At 67.1% G+C, this 15,907-nt stretch carries 17 protein-coding genes and 1 pseudogene; 11 read left to right on the forward strand and 7 right to left on the reverse strand.

The genetic code is table 11. The annotated features are described in order from the left end of the window. Positions 1–1,800 (forward strand): amidohydrolase family protein, encoded by a 1,800-nt coding sequence (locus tag ACJH6H_RS10630; RefSeq protein ID WP_406774822.1) that lies wholly within the window; start codon positions 1–3, stop codon positions 1,798–1,800. Continuing rightward, the gene (locus ACJH6H_RS10635; protein WP_020100212.1) at positions 1,790–2,233 is read left to right on the forward strand and encodes a nuclear transport factor 2 family protein; all 444 of its coding nucleotides are present in this window, start codon (positions 1,790–1,792) and stop codon (positions 2,231–2,233) included. Before ACJH6H_RS10630 ends, ACJH6H_RS10635 begins: the two co-directional genes overlap by 11 nt. A gap of 4 nt (positions 2,234–2,237) precedes the next feature. On the opposite strand, the gene ACJH6H_RS10640 is transcribed toward ACJH6H_RS10635, so the two are convergent. Further along, positions 2,238–2,720 (reverse strand): carboxymuconolactone decarboxylase family protein, encoded by a 483-nt coding sequence (locus ACJH6H_RS10640; protein ID WP_406774823.1) that lies wholly within the window; start codon positions 2,718–2,720, stop codon positions 2,238–2,240. 113 nt (positions 2,721–2,833) lie between these two features. Then, positions 2,834–3,313: a bacterioferritin gene (bfr, locus tag ACJH6H_RS10645; RefSeq protein WP_020100210.1), complete on the reverse strand. Its 480-nt coding sequence runs from the start codon at positions 3,311–3,313 to the stop codon at positions 2,834–2,836. A gap of 272 nt (positions 3,314–3,585) precedes the next feature. On the opposite strand from bfr, the gene ACJH6H_RS10650 reads away from it, so the two are divergent. Continuing rightward, positions 3,586–4,221 carry a fatty-acid--CoA ligase gene (locus ACJH6H_RS10650; protein WP_133427438.1) on the forward strand — a complete coding sequence of 212 codons (636 nt, stop codon included), beginning with the start codon at positions 3,586–3,588 and terminating at the stop codon, positions 4,219–4,221. Next, complete coding sequence (locus ACJH6H_RS10655; protein ID WP_061001233.1) at positions 4,221–4,409, forward strand: bacterioferritin-associated ferredoxin; 189 nt, start codon at positions 4,221–4,223, stop codon at positions 4,407–4,409. The genes ACJH6H_RS10650 and ACJH6H_RS10655 overlap by 1 nt, the downstream gene beginning before the upstream one ends. Here the strand turns inward: ACJH6H_RS10655 and ACJH6H_RS10660 are convergent. Genes ACJH6H_RS10660 through ACJH6H_RS10670 form a run of 3 tightly spaced genes read right to left on the reverse strand, consistent with a single transcriptional unit; the run spans position 4,406 to position 6,513 of the window. After that, entirely contained in the window at positions 4,406–5,173 is a 768-nt protein-coding gene (locus tag ACJH6H_RS10660; protein WP_133427437.1) for an enoyl-CoA hydratase/isomerase family protein, read from the reverse strand. The genes ACJH6H_RS10655 and ACJH6H_RS10660 overlap by 4 nt on opposite strands. Then, entirely contained in the window at positions 5,170–5,877 is a 708-nt protein-coding gene (locus tag ACJH6H_RS10665) for an EthD domain-containing protein (protein ID WP_267325775.1), read from the reverse strand. Before ACJH6H_RS10665 ends, ACJH6H_RS10660 begins: the two co-directional genes overlap by 4 nt. 12 nt (positions 5,878–5,889) lie before the next feature. Beyond that, positions 5,890–6,513 carry a PaaI family thioesterase gene (locus tag ACJH6H_RS10670; RefSeq protein WP_061001235.1) on the reverse strand — a complete coding sequence of 208 codons (624 nt, stop codon included), beginning with the start codon at positions 6,511–6,513 and terminating at the stop codon, positions 5,890–5,892. A gap of 436 nt (positions 6,514–6,949) precedes the next feature. Here ACJH6H_RS10670 and ACJH6H_RS10675 point away from each other — a divergent pair, with 436 nt between their 5' ends. The 4 genes from ACJH6H_RS10675 (at position 6,950) to lon (ending at position 11,346) form a co-directional block, all read left to right on the forward strand. Next, positions 6,950–7,630, forward strand: a complete 681-nt coding sequence (locus ACJH6H_RS10675) for a LuxR C-terminal-related transcriptional regulator (RefSeq protein ID WP_406774824.1) — start codon at positions 6,950–6,952, stop codon at positions 7,628–7,630. A gap of 18 nt (positions 7,631–7,648) precedes the next feature. Beyond that, positions 7,649–8,128, forward strand: a complete 480-nt coding sequence (locus ACJH6H_RS10680) for a nucleoside deaminase (protein ID WP_406774825.1) — start codon at positions 7,649–7,651, stop codon at positions 8,126–8,128. A 174-nt stretch (positions 8,129–8,302) separates the two neighbouring features. Continuing rightward, positions 8,303–8,959, forward strand: a complete 657-nt coding sequence (locus tag ACJH6H_RS10685) for a VC0807 family protein (RefSeq protein ID WP_406774826.1) — start codon at positions 8,303–8,305, stop codon at positions 8,957–8,959. A gap of 29 nt (positions 8,960–8,988) precedes the next feature. Then, a complete protein-coding gene (gene lon / locus ACJH6H_RS10690; protein WP_318984973.1) occupies positions 8,989–11,346 on the forward strand; it encodes an endopeptidase La in 2,358 nt (785 codons plus the stop codon). Between the two features lie 87 nt (positions 11,347–11,433). Here lon and ACJH6H_RS10695 read toward each other — a convergent pair whose 3' ends face one another. Together ACJH6H_RS10695 and ACJH6H_RS10700 are read right to left on the reverse strand one after the other, a co-directional pair. Further along, positions 11,434–12,450: an ATP-binding cassette domain-containing protein gene (locus ACJH6H_RS10695; RefSeq protein WP_406774827.1), complete on the reverse strand. Its 1,017-nt coding sequence runs from the start codon at positions 12,448–12,450 to the stop codon at positions 11,434–11,436. Between the two features lie 3 nt (positions 12,451–12,453). Next, complete coding sequence (locus ACJH6H_RS10700; RefSeq protein WP_406774828.1) at positions 12,454–13,503, reverse strand: ABC transporter permease; 1,050 nt, start codon at positions 13,501–13,503, stop codon at positions 12,454–12,456. Between the two features lie 79 nt (positions 13,504–13,582). Here ACJH6H_RS10700 and ACJH6H_RS10705 point away from each other — a divergent pair, with 79 nt between their 5' ends. The 3 genes and pseudogenes from ACJH6H_RS10705 to ACJH6H_RS10715 all read left to right on the forward strand — a co-directional run bounded on the left by ACJH6H_RS10705 (position 13,583) and on the right by ACJH6H_RS10715 (position 15,851). Continuing rightward, positions 13,583–13,915, forward strand: coding sequence for a TfoX/Sxy family protein (locus ACJH6H_RS10705; protein WP_212811316.1), 333 nt, complete (start codon positions 13,583–13,585; stop codon positions 13,913–13,915). Between the two features lie 36 nt (positions 13,916–13,951). Next, positions 13,952–14,588, forward strand: a pseudogene (locus ACJH6H_RS10710) (endonuclease). Between the two features lie 30 nt (positions 14,589–14,618). Beyond that, complete coding sequence (locus ACJH6H_RS10715; protein ID WP_406774829.1) at positions 14,619–15,851, forward strand: NAD(P)/FAD-dependent oxidoreductase; 1,233 nt, start codon at positions 14,619–14,621, stop codon at positions 15,849–15,851. Positions 15,852–15,907: the final 56 nt, after the last annotated feature.

Here is a 15,907-nt window from a genome sequence, read left to right on the forward strand (position 1 = left end):
GTGACCTCTGCAACGACGTTCGACACGATCATCCGCAATGGCCGTTGGTTCGACGGAACCGGCGCGCCTTCCGCGGTCCGGGACATCGGAATCCGCGCTGGACACGTCGTGGCGATCGGCGTGGACCTCGACGACACCGGATGCCCGAACGTCGTCGATGCCACCGGCAAATGGGTGACGCCGGGCCTGCTGGACATCCACACGCACTACGACGTCGAGGTACTGGCCGGCCCCGGCCTGGCCGAGTCGCTGCGGCACGGCGTGACCACCGTGATGCTCGGCTCCTGCTCGCTGTCCACGGTGCATGTCGGCGGTGAAGACGCCGGTGACCTGTTCGGCCGGGTGGAGGCCATCCCGCGCGACCACGTCATCACCGCCGTCGACGACAACAAGACCTGGGACACCGCAGAGGGTTACGTCAACGCACTCGAGAACCGGCCGCTGGGGCCGAACGTGGCCGCGTTCATCGGCCACTCCGACATGCGCACCGCCGTCATGGGCCTGGACCGCGCCACCCGCAAGGACGTCCGGCCCACCCGCACCGAGCAGGCCGAGATGGAACAGATGCTCGCGGCCGCGCTGCAGGCCGGGTTCGTCGGAATGTCTTCGCAGCAACTGCTTTTCGACAAGATCGACGGCGACACCTGCCGGTCACGCACGCTGCCGTCCACCTACGCCAAGGCCCGCGAGCTCCGCCGGCTCAAGACGCAGCTGCGCCGCTCGGGCCGCATCCTGCAGTCAGGCCCGGACCTGCAGAACCCGCTGAACCTGGTGTCGCAGTTGGCCCAGTCGCTCGGCCTGTTCCGCGAGAACCTCAAGACGAGCCTGCTGTCGGCCGCCGACATCAAGGCCAACCCGTACGCCATCACCATCATGGGGCCCATCGCGCGGCTGGTGAACAAGCTCGGCGGCAACTTCCGGTGGCAGCACCTGCCCGTACCGTTCGAGGTGTACGCCGACGGTATCGACCTCGTGGTGTTCGAGGAATTCGGTTCGGGCGCAGCGGCTCTGCACCTGCGCGACGAGGTCGAGCGCAACGACCTCATGCGCAATGACGAGTACCGCCGCCAGTTCCGCAAGGATTACGAGAACAAGTTCGGCGTACGGGTGTGGCACCGCGACTTCTTCGACGCCGAGATCGTCGGCTGCCCCGACGAGTCCCTCATCGGCAAGACCTTCGGTCAGGTCGGCGTCGACCGCGGGCTGCATCCGGTGGACGCCTTCCTCGACCTGGTACTCGAATACGGCCGCGATGTCCGTTGGCGCACAACGATTTCCAACCACCGCCCCGAGGTGCTCAAGAAACTGGCCCGCGACCCGGGTATCCAGCTCGGTTTCTCCGACGCCGGCGCACACCTGCGCAACATGGCGTTCTACAACATGGGCCTGCGCCTGCTGCGGCACGTGCGCGACGCCGAGCGCGCCGGCACCCCCTTCCTGACCGTCGAGCAGGCCGTGCACCGACTGACCGGTGAACTCGCCGACTGGTACCGCCTGGACGCCGGGCACCTGCGCGTCGGAGACCGCGCCGACCTCGTCGTCATCGATCCCGAACGGCTGGACGATTCGCTCGACGCCTACGCCGAGGACCCCGTCGAGCAGTACGGCGGACTGTCACGCATGGTCAACCGCAACGATGCCACCGTCGCGGCGGTGTTCGTCAGCGGACGGCAGGTCGTGCGCGACGGGGTGCCGACCGACCTGGTGGGCACCACCCGCACCGGCCGCTTCCTGCGGTTCGCCCGTCAGACCCCAGCCCTGCCCGTTGCCAAGGAAGGTGAGTTCGCCAGTGTCGGTTGAGGATACGGTCCACGGTTTGTGGCAGGCGCTGTCAGCGCGGGATTGGGAGCGGCTGAAGGACTTCGTGTCCGACGACTGCATCTACCTGGACATGCCGGTGGGCCCGGCCGCCGCGGCCCGCGGCCCTGAGGACATCGTCAAACGCCTCAAGATCGGCCTGGAGCCGCTGGCCTCGTACGAGAACTTCGACGGCCTGCTGCTGACCAACGGCGCCGACGCCATGTACGAACATCACGAGGAATGGCATTGGGAGACCGGCGAATCCGCGATCCTCAAGTTCGTCACCGTGCACCGCGTCGAGAACGGCAAGGTGACGCTGTGGAAGGACTACTGGGACATGGGGGCGCTGTCGAACTTCGCCCCGCCGTCGTGGCTGGAGAACTTCGCGACCGCTGACATGTCGTGGATTTTCGACGCGACCGGCTTGGTGTAGCCGCTCAGAGCGTGATCTTGCAGGCCTGGCCGATGTCGAGGGTGCGCAGCATCCGGCCCATCCCGAGCCACATTGCGCATGACAGCGCGAGGTCGGTGAGCAGCTCGTCGCTGAAATGCGCTGCGGCGCGGGCCCAGAAGTCCTCGTCGTCGCGCAGCCCGGTGTGGTCGGAGGCGAAGCGGTGGGCGAACTCTGCGGCGATGCGCTCCTGGTCGGAGTAGCCGGGCCAGGTCTGCCACACGCCCGCGTGGTTGTACAGGTCTTCGTCGACGCCCTCGGCTTCGGCCGCCGAGTCGCGGGTGTTCTGACACACCACGCACTCGTTGTCGAGCGCGATCACCACGCGGGCCAGTTCCCGCACGCGCAGCGGCAGGCGGCCCTTGGTGTACACGGCGTTGGTGAAACCCGCCATGGCCGTGCCGATGTCGGGTGACTTGACCACCCAGGCGGTTACGTCTTCGTCGGTGAAATCTCCGATTCGGCTCACTTTTCGCACGCTACGCCAAAACTGGAACAAGTTCTAGTTTTTCCCGGGATCAATCCCGCGCGAACGACAACGGCCCCACCCCGAAGGGCGAGGCCGCGTCCGACGGGGACCGCCTATGACGGCGGGCGCGACACACACTGTGCCGCGTAGAGCTGCTCGCCGAGCTTGTCCATCAGCTCGAGCTGCGTTTCCAGATAGTCGATGTGGCCTTCCTCGTCGGCGAGGATGGCCTCGAAGATGTTCGCGCTCGTCGCATCGCCCTTCTCGCGGCACATGATGATGCCGGGCTTCAGGCGGGTGACCACCTCGTACTCGATGGCCAGATCGGCCTCGAACTGCTCGCGCAGGGTCTGGCCGACGCGCAGCGAGAACAACCGCTGGTAATTGGGCAGACCGTCCAGCAACAGAATGCGGTCGGTGAGCGTTTCCGCGTGGCGCATTTCCTCGAACGACTCTTCACGCGTGTGCTTCGCCAATTCCGTGAAGCCCCAGTTGTCCTGCATTTTCGAATGCAGGAAATATTGGTTGATCGCAGTGAGTTCACTCGTCAATTGCTCGTTGAGCAGTTTGAGGATCTCGGGGTCGCCTTGCATTTCGGCTCCTTTAAACACCATCGGGCTGGGTCAAGTGTCACCGGCGCGGAACAACAACGTGCCTGTTCCAAACCTAGTCGAGTAAACCCGGACAGGCGACCGGATCGGTCGGTGTTTCCCAACCGATTCGACGCCGATTCCCCGGTTTCGCGATCGGCGACTCCGCCGCTGGCCAGCAGCTATGGACTGGCTGCCCTAAGTAAGGTTAGACTGCACTAACCCCCGCGGCGCCCGTCCGCGGACACGAACGACCCCCGGAATGGCAGGAACCGATGAGCGAGCAACCGTTGCACTCGCTCATTCTCGCCGCGGATTATCGGGTCGACGATGTCGAATCGATGTGGGAACGACTGAAATCGCACCGCTCAATTCTGACGGAGCTCTCCGCACATCACGTCGTCGTGTATTCATCGTTGTGGGAACCGGGCCGCGTATTGGCCACGGTCGGAATTCGCAATGCCAATTCCGTCCGCGAAGTTCTGCGTTCGCCGGCGATATTCGAATTCTTCGACGCCTCGGGCGTGGACGACATCCCCGCGATCTTCGCCGGTGAAGTGGTCGAGAAGATCGAGCTCGCCGAACCACCACCGGGCCAGCATGCCGTCGCGTCGGTCGTCGTCGGCGTCGTGACCGCGGTCGAGGACGTGCCCGCCCTGATGGACAAGGTGCACGACGCCGCTGCCCGGTTCCGGGAGGCCGGAGTGTGCAAGGTCTGGGTGTACCGCGCCTTCGACGACGGCCACGAGGTGCTGATCCTGCAGCAGATCGAGAACGAGGCCGCCGCCCGCCGCTGGATCGACCACCCCGACGCCGCCGCCGAATGGATGTCGGCTGCCGGATTCGGCGTCTATCCCACGGTGTTCGTCGGGACCCTGGCCCACATCACGTCGATCGAGGCGGCCGACTGATGTTCGTCTGCCTGTGCACCGGAGTGACGAGCCAGGTCGTCACCGAACTCGTCGCGGATGGTGCGACCACGTCGAAGCAGATCGCCGAGAAATGCGGCGCCGGCCTCGACTGCGGCCGCTGCCGCCGGACCGTGCGGGCCATCATCGAAGCGGCCCGCACCGACTGCCCGGTGCACAAGGCCGGTTAGCCCTTACGCCCCACGAACGCGCTCAGCGCGTCGGCGTTGGCAGCCCCGCCGAGCAACTCGGCGAACTGACCGGACTCGCGCTGCGTCGCCGCGACGATCGCCTCCCGCGTCGGCTCGACCATCGCGTGCTTGACGGCCATCAAACTCGAAAGCGGCCGCGAGGCAATGATTTCCGCATGGCGCCGGGCTTCCGGCAGCAGGTCGTCGGGCTCACAGACCCGCCACACCAGACCCATGCGCAGCGCTTCCTCGGCGCTCACCCATTCCGAGGACAGCAGCAGCCAGGCGGCGTTCTGCCGGCCCATCAACCGCGGCAGCAGGTAGGACGACGCCGCCTCCGACGCCACGCCCAGGCTGGTGAACGGGCATTTGAGCCGCGCCGTCGTCGACATGAACGCCAGATCGGCATAGCCGAGGATGGTGGTGCCGATGCCCAGGCCGACGCCGTTCACCGCGCAGATCAGCGGCTTCGGGAACGCCGTCAGCGCCTCGATCAGGCCGGGAAATCCGTACTCCCCCATCTGATATTCGGGGTTGGTGACCATCTCCTGCATCTCGACGAGGTCGTTTCCGGCACTGAACGCCCGGCCGGCGCCGGTGAGCAGGACGACCGAGACGTCCGGGTCGGCGGCGGCCTCTTTGAGTGCGATGGTCGTGGCGTCGTACAGCGCTTCACTGAACGCGTTGAGTGCGTCGGGCCGGTTCAAGGTAAGGGTCCGGACCCGGTTGGTGTCGTCGATCTGAACGAGCGCGGCGTCGGTCACAGGTTGTCTCCAAACGGGTTTCGCATGATGTAGCGGCTGGTGGGCACGGTGTCGATGTTGACGTTGGCGCCGAAGGCCGAGGTACTGGCGGCCATCTTGCCGGCGCGGTCGGCCAGATCGGCGTCGTCGGCGGCGCCGAAGAAGGCGTGCAGGCTCGTCGTCGCCTCGATGGGGAACAGCTCCTCGACGATGGCGCCGAGTTGCGGGGCGTCGGACGTCAGCGCGCGCACCACGGCGTTCTGCGTGTAACCGAACGTGGATTGGGTGTCGATCGCGACCTGGGTGTGGTCGAGGTGCCAGCGGCGGAACCACTCTCGCTCGTCCATGCCGTCGGGACGCCGCAGCAGCGCCACGTTCGCCAGGCCCGTGGTGCGCTCACCGACGGCGATGGCCGGACCGGCCATCGGCACCGATTCGGTGACCAGATATGCGGCCAGTTCGGTGCATTCGGCCCGCAGTCGATCCAGCGCCGCGGTCATCTGCGCGCCGTAGTACTGCTGTGTCCAGACGCTGACCACCGCGACGACCGGCGGATCGAGTGTCGTCAGGAGCATCAGGGAGTCCCGGACCGCGCCGTCCTTGACGTTGACCGCGAGCCCGGGCACCCCCAGCGCCAGCAACTCGCCGGCGACCTCGGTGCGCAGACGCTCGCACCAGGCGTCGTCGGCGGTGTCACGCCGCAGCGTGACCATGACCTTCTCCATCGAATCTCCCCGTCAGTCCCGCGCCCAGCGCGGCGTGATGAACACACCCTCGGCCTCCACCGTGATGCCCTCGGCATCGGCGATGTGCCCGACGGCATAGGTCTTGATGCCCTCTGTCCGGACGATGCGGGCCGCGGTGTGCAGGTCGCCGAGCCGCGTCATGCGCCGGTAGCGCATGGTGAGCGTGCCGGTGAGCCGCGGTTGCCCCGGCAGGCTCGCGCCCTCGCCGAGCACATGGTCGAGGATCATCGCCGACACCCCGCCATGGACGTGGCCGGGCGGCCCCTCATATGCGGCGCCGAGGTGAAAGTCGGCGGACACGCTGCCGTCGCCGGCCCGGATCAGGACCACCGGTGGGGCAATCGGATTGCGGAGCCCGATCACCGCGTTGCCCCAGGGCATTTCGCTGCCGTGCGCGCCGAACCGGATCCCGAACGAGCCTTCGAGCTGCTGCGCCCGGAGCTGGGCGGTGGCGGCGTCGATCTCGGCCTGCACCGCGGCGATGGCCTCGGCGGCGACCTCTGTCCGGATGGTGGCGTCGATGAGTTCGCGTACGGACTGCGTCAGCGGTTCGTAGACGGCTCGCATTCGCGCCACCTCGTCGGCGCTCAGCTTCTGCAATGTGTCCTCGAGCACCCTTGAACTAGAACACGTTCTAATCGGGCTGTCGAGAGTGGGGTCCCATTGCCTGCGCGGCAACAGTTTTCGCCATGGCCACGGCGGCCTCCGGCAGGCGAACCACCGCGACGGATCGCACTGGCCGTAGCAACCATGAAACATGGCTGCAGCAAATGCGATACAGGATGCCCGAAAGCCGATTTACCGAGACCGTCGTTCCGCGATCCCGCGCCCATCACGCGCCGTGGTAGCACATCGCCACGTCGATGTACCGCACAATTGCCAAACATTCGCACCTTTGTCCGGAATGCTGTACATCGTCACACCCGCGCACTAGAGTTTCGGCACAAGTGCCGCCGGCGTGCACGCAGCAAACTTCGACGGACAACACGGCAATGCGATCCCGGATACTGCCGGCGAGCCGGCGGATCTGGTTGTTAAGGAGTTCAGGCCGATGCGGATCGATCCGTTCGCTGGATGTCAGGTCTCACGCGTGACCGTCGTCGACTCGTACGAAGTCGTCCATGCCGGCATCGCGGCCTGGCTCCGTGACGACCACGCACTCTGCGCGACGACCACGTCCTACTTCGCCGACACCGAGGAGTTTCTGCGGCGGCGGCCCGTGCCCGAAGACGACGCCCAGGTGGTCGTCCTGGGACTCAAGGCGGACGAAGCCAACAGCCTCGCCGCGGTGCGTGATCTCGACAACCGCGGTTACCACGTCGTGGTGTATTCGCATCTCACCGACCGCGACGTCATCCGCACCGCGATCGATTCGGGCGCCCGGACCTACCTCATCCAGACCGAAGGCCGGGAGCACCTGCTCAAGGCCATCCGGGCGGCCGTGACCCCGTTCCCCTATGTCGGGCCGAACGTGGCCGCCGCTCTCGACGACCGGGATTTCTGTCTGCGCCCGGTCCTGGCGCCACGCGAGCAGGAGGTGCTCCTGGCGTGGTTCCGGACGGACAGCAAGGAACTCGTCGCGCAGCAACTGTTCCTGGCGCCCAGTACCGTGCGCACCCACCTGCAGCGCATCCGGGCCAAATACATCGCCGCCGGCCGCCCGGCCGGCACGAAAGCCGCGCTGGTGGCACGCGCCATCCAGGATCGGATCATCAGTATCGACGATCTGTGACTCCGTAAACTTCACGCCATGACCGTCACCGCCGATGATCTGCGCCACCTGAACCGCTGCGTCGAGCTGGCCCGTGAGGCGCTGGAGGACGGCGACCAACCTTTCGGCTCGCTGCTGGTGGATGCCGACGGCGTCGTCGTCTTCGAGGACCGCAACCGGGTTTCCGGCGGAGACCAGACCCAGCACCCCGAATTCGCCATCGCCCGTTGGGCGGCAACCAATCTCGATCCCGCGCAGCGCGCCGCCGCGGTTACCTACACCTCCGGTGAGCATTGCCCCATGTGTTCGGCCGCGCACGCCTGGGTGGGGCTGGGCCGCATCGTCTACGCCACGTCGTCGGCGCAACTCGGCGGCTGGCTCGGCGAATGGGGCGTGGCACCCTCCCCCGTTGCGGCGCTGCCCATTTCGGCCGTGGCGCCCGGCGTGCCCGTCGACGGCCCCGTCGATGAATTCGCCGACACCATGAAGGAGCTGTACGCGGCCTACTTCCGGCCGTGAGCCCTGTTCCGAGTCCCAACCGTTAGCCAACTGCGACGTCACTCTTCGGCATCGACACGAGGAACCGGACGTCCCGGGTGCTTCACTATTCAGTACGGGAGCCTGCCGTTACCCCCGAGACGGCAGGCTCCCGCTTTTGGCTACCACTCAGGATCGCCGCATACTGTCGTCGCCGTGAGCCAGGCACAGTCCATGCGACCGATCATCCGCGGCGTCCTGCTCGACATCGCTCCGCCACTGATCGCGTACTACGGACTGCGGGCCGCCGGCGTGTCCGAATATGTGGCGCTGCTCACCGCCACGGTGCTGGCCGGCGGCAAGGTCGCCTACGACGCGATCAGCGCGCGCCGTCTGGACCCGTTCGCGGGTTACCTCATGCTCAGTTTCGGCCTGAGCCTGGCCGTCGGGGTCAGCACGTCGGATCCGCGAATGCTGCTGGCGGGCAACACGTTGGTGGGCGGCCTCGGCGGCCTGGTCTTCCTCGGCAGCTGCGTGGTCGGCACACCGCTCACCCAGATCGTGTCGGAGCGAGTTCAGACCGAAGAACACGACACCGGCCCGGCCGCGGTCGCTTACCGGCGGCGCGTGCACATTCTGCTCTCAGCGATGTGGGGCGTTGGTCTGCTCGTCGGCACCGCACTGCATCTGGCGGTCATCTTCTCCACCCCGGTGGACGTCGCCAACGCTCTGACCTCGGCGTTGTCGCTCGTCACCACCGGCTTGCTGATGACTGCGACGTTCGTGGTCGGCAAACGGGCCGCGAACCGCTGGGAAGAACGCCAACAGGGCGAGCCGACGACCCTGGAACAAATCGACACCCCCAAAGGTTGAGCGCAGGAGATTCAACTTTGGAGGTACGGATGTCTGACGCCACAACAGCGCCCATCGCTGTTCCCGTCCTGTTTGTCACCGAGCCGATCGTCCTGCCGGGCATGGTCGTGCCCATCGAACTCGATGAGGCCGCACGTGCCGCGGTCGACGCGGCCCAGGCCGCCGCAGCCGCCGGCGAGGCCGGGAAGCTGCTCATCGCTCCCCGCCTCGACGACCGCTACCCCACCCACGGCGTCCTGGCGTCGATCGTCCAGGTCGGCCGCGTGCCCAGTGGCGGAACCGCCGCCGTCGTCCGCGGTGAGCGGCGCGCACACATCGGGTCCGGCACATCCGGCCCGGGCAGTGCGCTGTGGGTTCTGGTCGACGAGATCGCCGAGACCGAGGCGACCGAGGAAACCCGCACCCTGGCAGCCGAGTACAAGAAGCTGTTGCTGGCCATCCTGCAGCGCCGCGAGGCGTGGCAGATCGTCGATGCCGTCAATCAGATCAGTCAGCCGTCGGCACTGGCCGACACCGCGGGCTACGCGTCCTACCTGACGGACGTGCAGAAGCGCGAGCTGCTGGAGACCTCAGATGTGAGTCGTCGTCTCCACCTGCTGATCGAGTGGACCGGTGAGCACCTGGCCGAGGTCGAGGTGAACGACAAGATCGCCGAGGACGTCCGCGCCGGCATGGACAAGCGGCAGAAGGAATTCCTGCTGCGCCAGCAACTGGATGCCATCCGCAAGGAGCTGGGCGAGCTGGACGGTAGCGCCGGGGCCGAGGAGCCCGCGGACTACCGGACCCGCATCGAGGCGGCCGATCTGCCCGAGAAGGTGCGGGAGGCGGCGCTGCGCGAGGTCGGCAAGCTGGAACGGTCCAGCGAGCAGACCCCCGAGGGCGGCTGGATCCGGACCTGGCTGGACACCGTGCTCGAGCTCCCGTGGAACGAGCGCACCGAGGATTCGACGGATCTGAAGGCCGCCAGGGAGATCCTGGACGCCGACCACCACGGTTTGGACGACGTGAAGGATCGCATCGTCGAGTACCTGGCGGTGCGGGCCCGCCGCGCTCAGCGCGGCATGGCCGTCGTCGGCGGCCGCGGCTCGGGCGCCGTCATGGTGCTGGCCGGGCCTCCGGGCGTCGGTAAGACGTCGCTGGGCGAGTCGGTGGCACGCGCGCTGGGCCGCAAGTTCGTCCGCGTCGCCCTGGGCGGCGTGCGCGACGAGGCCGAGATCCGCGGGCACCGGCGCACCTACGTCGGTGCGCTGCCGGGCCGCATCGTGCGGGCCATCGGCGAGGCCGGTTCCATGAATCCCGTTGTGCTGCTGGACGAGATCGACAAGGTGGGCTCGGACTACCGCGGCGATCCGGCGGCGGCGCTGCTGGAGGTGCTGGACCCGGCGCAGAACCACACGTTCCGCGACCACTACCTGGACCTGGATCTGGACCTGTCCGATGTGGTGTTCCTGGCGACGGCCAACGTCATCGAGAACATCCCGTCGGCGCTCCTGGACCGCATGGAGTTGGTGCAGATCGACGGCTACACCGAGGACGACAAGGTCGCCATCGCCCGCGACTACCTGCTGCCCCGGCAGGCCGAACGGGCGGCGCTGACCACCGACGAGGTGACGGTGACGGACGCGGCGCTGCGCAAGATCGCCGCGGACTACACCCGTGAGCCGGGCGTGCGGCAGTTCGAGCGGCTGCTGGCCAAGGCGCTGCGGAAGGTGACCACGCGGCTGGCGTCGGGTGCCGACGCGGTCACGGTGGATGAACCGGATCTGGTCGAGTACCTGGGCCGTCCGCGCTTCATGCCGGAGTCGGCGGAGCGCACCGCGGTCCCGGGCGTGGCGACCGGCCTGGCCGTCACGGGCATGGGCGGCGATGTGCTCTACATCGAGGCCGGATCGAACGACGGCGACCCGGGTCTGCAGTTGACCGGTCAGCTGGGCGACGTGATGAAGGAGTCGGCACAGATCGCGCTGTCCTACGTGCGGTCGCACGCCGCGGAGCTGGGTGTCGACCCGAAGGCTCTGGACCGTCGCATCCACGTGCACGTGCCCGCGGGTGCGGTGCCCAAGGACGGTCCGTCCGCGGGTGTGACGATGGTGACCGCGCTGGTCTCCATGGCCACCGGGCGGCAGGTGCGTTCCGACGTCGGGATGACGGGCGAGGTCACGCTGAACGGGCGGGTGCTGCCCATCGGCGGGGTCAAGCAGAAGCTGATGGCAGCCCAACGTGCCGGGCTGACAACGGTTTTCATCCCGTCGCGCAACGAACCGGATCTGGACGACGTCCCGGCCGAGGTCCTGGACGCACTCGACGTGCGGCCCATGACCGACGTCGCCGACATCATCGCCCAGGCATTGGAGCCGGCCGCCGAGGCCGTGACCAACGCCGCCTGACAACCGAATACCGCGAGCAGACGCAAAACTGTCATTTTCGACCGAGATTCGACAGTTTTGTGTCTGCTCGCGGATAGAACGGAACCCTCAGGCGATGTCGGCCGACGGCGGTTCGTCGGCCAGGTGGATCGCGCGGTGCTCGATGAGCTCGTGGATGCGGTCGGGCCCGAGCCGGGCCCGGAAATCCTTGACGGTGTAGCCGACGACGACCCCGTCGGTGAGGGCACGCACCGTCGCGGTGCGCGGAATCCCGAACAGCGGCCCGATCTCGCCGAAGTACTCGCCGGGGCCCGCGGTGAACAGCAGCATCGTCTCGCCGTCGGGCATCTCGCGGGTGATCTCGAACCGGCCCTCCCGCACGACGTAGATCAGGTCGCCGATCGTCGTCTGCTCGAACACCAGATCCCCGGCGTCGAGTTCGAAGACCTCGGGCTCCCGCTCGGTGCTGGAGACGGTGGGGACCAGCTCGATCACCCGGTCCGCCAGCGGCAGCATGCGGCTGTCATGAGTAGCGACCACCACCACGCGGTCGTCGGCGAGCTCCCGGATGAGCCGCAGCACCTCCTCGACCTGGATGAAGTCGAGGTGCGCCGTGGGCTCGTCGGCGAGGATCAACGGCGGGTCCAGCGCGATGGCCCGTGCCACGGCGACGCGCTGCTGCTGTCCGCCCGACATGTCACCGGGGCGGTGAGTCATCCGGTGGGCCAGACCGACCCGGTCGAGCAGTTCCGCGGCACGCTGCCGGGCCGCGCCGCGGCTCATGCCCGCGGCCCGCATCGGCACCATGACGTTCTCGGCGGCCGTGAGGCTGGGTACCAGGTTGAACGCCTGGAACACGATGCCGACGGTATTGCGGCGATAGTCGGTCAGCGCCTTGGGCCCGAGCGTGGTGACGTCGATACCGTCGAACAGGATCTGGCCCGACGTCGGCTTGAGGATTCCACCCATACACGACAACAGCGTCGTCTTTCCACAACCGCTGGGACCCAACAGGATCGCGAGCGATCCCGCCGACAGCTCCAGTTCGAAATTGTCGATGGGCCTGACCTTGTCGGCGCCCTTGCCGTATTCCACCACCAGGTCACGAATCTGTAAGCCGCTCATGGTCTATGGCCCCCCGAATGCCATCGCCGGATCTATCGTCACCGCTCTGCGCATGCCCGCCAGGCTGGCGATCAGCCCGATCGTGATGGCCACGACCGGCAGCAACAGGTACGCACCCGCCGGGACGTCGACGCGCATCGGGAACATCGGCCCGAGCACCATCGCCAGCAGCACGCCGATCGCCGCCGAGCACACGGCGATGAACACGGCCTGCAACGCCAGCCCACCCATCATCGATTTCGTCTTCACCCCAACGGCTTTGAACACTGCGAAGTCGCGGGTGCGTTCCATCGCCGACATGTAGATGAACATGCCGATGATCGTCGCGGCCACCACCCACAGCAGGACGGCCATGATGCTGATGGCATCGACGGCGACCTTCAACGGCCGCATCATGTCGTCGATGGCACCGCGGCGGTCCACCAGCCGGTAGCCGTCGAGCGCCCTGGTCGGGTCACCCCGGATACCGACCGACGCGATGACGGGCTGCCCGCCGTACACCAGGCGCTGCGCACCCACCGTCGTGAGGAAGAGATTGGGCTGCTGGGCCAGCACGGTGGAGTTGTCGACGATCCCCACGACCTGCAGTGTGTGCGAGGCGATGTGCATCTGGTCGCCGATCTTGCGGCCCAGCGTCGACGACACCGCGATCTCGTCGGGCGTGGCAGGCGGCCGACCCTGCGACATCGCCGGCATGCCGGGGCCGGCGGTCGGGGCGCCGAACAGGTTCATGGTCCGCGGCGTCCCGTTGTCCAGTGCCGTCGTGCCCGCATAGACCACTGCGGCGGCGGCCTGCACGCCCGGAAGCCGTTGCGCGCGTTCGACTTCGGTCTGCGCGAACGGCGACGAACCCAGGAACGGTCCGGCCGCCCCGTTCTGGATCATGAAGTAGTCGATGCCGAGCGAATTGACGGTGTTACTGGCCTCCACCCGGAATCCGTTGGCCAGTCCCGTGAGCACCAGCGTCATGGCGAACACGAATGAAGTGCCGACGACCGCGATGAGAAATCGGCGGCGCCGCCACTGCAGGTCACGTAACGCCGCGATCAGCACGTGTGGAATCTAACGTGTTCGCTGACTGCGCAGCGGCAAGATAGCCAAAGCCGACGGCTGATTGGGGCAGACTGACCACATGGCCTATGACGAGGATCTGGCCAACCGGATCCGTGAGCTGCTCGGCCCGGTCGGCGGCATCGAGGAAAAGCGAATGTTCGGCGGGCTGGCGTTCCTGCTGAACGGCCACATGTCCGTGGCCGCGAGTCACGACGGTGGCCTGTTGGTGCGGGTTGCGCCCGATGAGACAGAGAAGTTGCTGGGACGTGCGCACTGCGAACTGATGGTGATGGGCGGCCGCGAGATGCGGGGCTGGCTGCGGGTGGCGGCCGACGGCCTGAAAACCAAACGCCAACTGCAGACCTGGGTCGACCGGGGCGTCGGCTACGCGGGCACGCTGCCACCCAAGTAGCGTTTGCGCACCGCGCCATCGGGTATGCCGGGGGTTATGGCACGGGATCGACAGATCGTCGCGCGGCTGCTCGACGCAGCCGGTACGACGTATGCCGAGGAAGCCGGGATAACGCTCCGCGACAAGCCGATGCCACTGTTCAAACTGCTGTCGCTGTGCATGCTCGCGAGCAAGCCCATCGCCGCGGAAACCGCGGTCGCCGCGGCGCGAGAACTGTTCCGCGCCGGGTTGCGCACGCCCACCGCGGTACTCGATGCCGACCGCAGCCAAGATGATCAGGGCGTTCGGACGCGCCGGCTACGCCAGATACGACGAGAGCTCGGCGACCCGCATGACCCACATCGCGACCCGGGTCAACGACGAGTACGGCGGCGATCTGCGCAACCTGCGGATCAGGGCGCACCACGACGTGAAAGCCGCAGCCAAGGCCCTGCAGGGGTTCGACGGTATCGGCCGCACGGGCGCCGACATCTTCCTGCGTGAGATCCAGGACGTCTGGACCTGGGTGCAACCGTATTTCGACGATCGGGCACTCGCCGCGGCGAAAGATCTGGGCCTGCCGACGGACGCCGGCAAGCTCGGCAGCCTGGCCCCGAACCGGAACGCGCGGCTGGCTGCCGCACTCGTGCGGGCGTCGCTCGACGACACCGTCCGCGAACGCATCGAAGCGTAGACCAACTCAGATCGATGAAGGGATTCCCGAATGGCCGGCTCACCCACTTTTGTGATCATCGGCGGCGGGCTGGCGGGCGCCAAAGCCGCGGAGGCCTTGCGCAGCAAGGATTTTGACGGGCAGGTGGTGCTGTTCGGCGCCGAGGACCGGCTGCCCTACGAGCGTCCCCCGCTGTCGAAGGAATTCATGGCCGGTAAGAAGACCATCGAAGAATTCACGGTGCAGCCCAAGAGCTGGTACGCCGAGCACGACGTCGACTTGAAACTCGGCACCGAGGTCACCACGCTCGATCGCACCGCGCACATGGTGGCGTTCAACGACGGCGATCACGAGCACTACGACAAGTTGTTGCTGGCCACGGGATCCCGCCCCCGCAAGCCTCCGATCCCAGGATCCGACGCCGACGGCGTGTACTACCTGCGCACCATCGACGACGCCACCGCACTGCTGGCCCAACTCACCGAAGGCCGGCGGCTCGCGATAGTCGGAGGCGGCTGGATCGGGCTCGAAGTGGCGGCCAGTGCCCGGGGGCTGGGCGCCGACGTCACGGTGGTGGAGACCGCCGCGCTGCCGCTGCAGGCCTCCCTGGGCAAGGAAGCCGGCGAGGTGTTCGTCGGGCTGCACCGGGACCACGGCGTCGATCTGCGGTTGGGCACCACGGTCGACGAGATCACCACCGCTGGCCACAAGGCGACGGGGCTGCGACTCGGCGACGGCTCCACCGTCGAGGCCGATGCGGTACTGGTCGCGGTCGGCGCCAAGCCGAACGTCGAGTTCGCGGAACGCTCCGGACTGGTCATCGCCGACGGCGGCGTCGCCGTCGACGAGTCCCTCAAGACCAGCGATGACGATATCTACGCAGTCGGCGACATCGCGGCCGCCGAGCATCCGCTGTTCGGCGTTCCGATCCGGACCGAGCACTGGGCCAACGCCCTCAAGCAGCCGGCCGTCGCCGTCGACGGAATGCTGGGCACGGCAACCACTTACGACGAACTGCCCTACTTCTTCACCGACCAGTTCGATCTCGGCATGGAGTACGTCGGATACGCGCCGCAGTACCAGATGGCCATCACGCGCGGTGATCTCGGCACGCGTGAGTTCACCATGTTCTGGCTCGACGGTGGACACCGCGTGCTGGCCGGCATGAACGTCAACATCTGGGAAGGCCTCGACGACATCAAGAAGCTCATCCGGTCGCGACGGCCGGTGGATGTCGGGGCACTCGCCGATCCGTCGGTGTCGTTGTCGACGTTGGCCGGTTAGCACGTCGCCGTTTTTGTCGGACCCTTCTGGTTTGATCGTGTTATGTCCAGCAGCGC

Source organism: Mycobacterium sp. SMC-21 (genome assembly GCF_045310825.1).
Taxonomy (GTDB): Bacteria; Actinomycetota; Actinomycetes; order Mycobacteriales; family Mycobacteriaceae; genus Mycobacterium.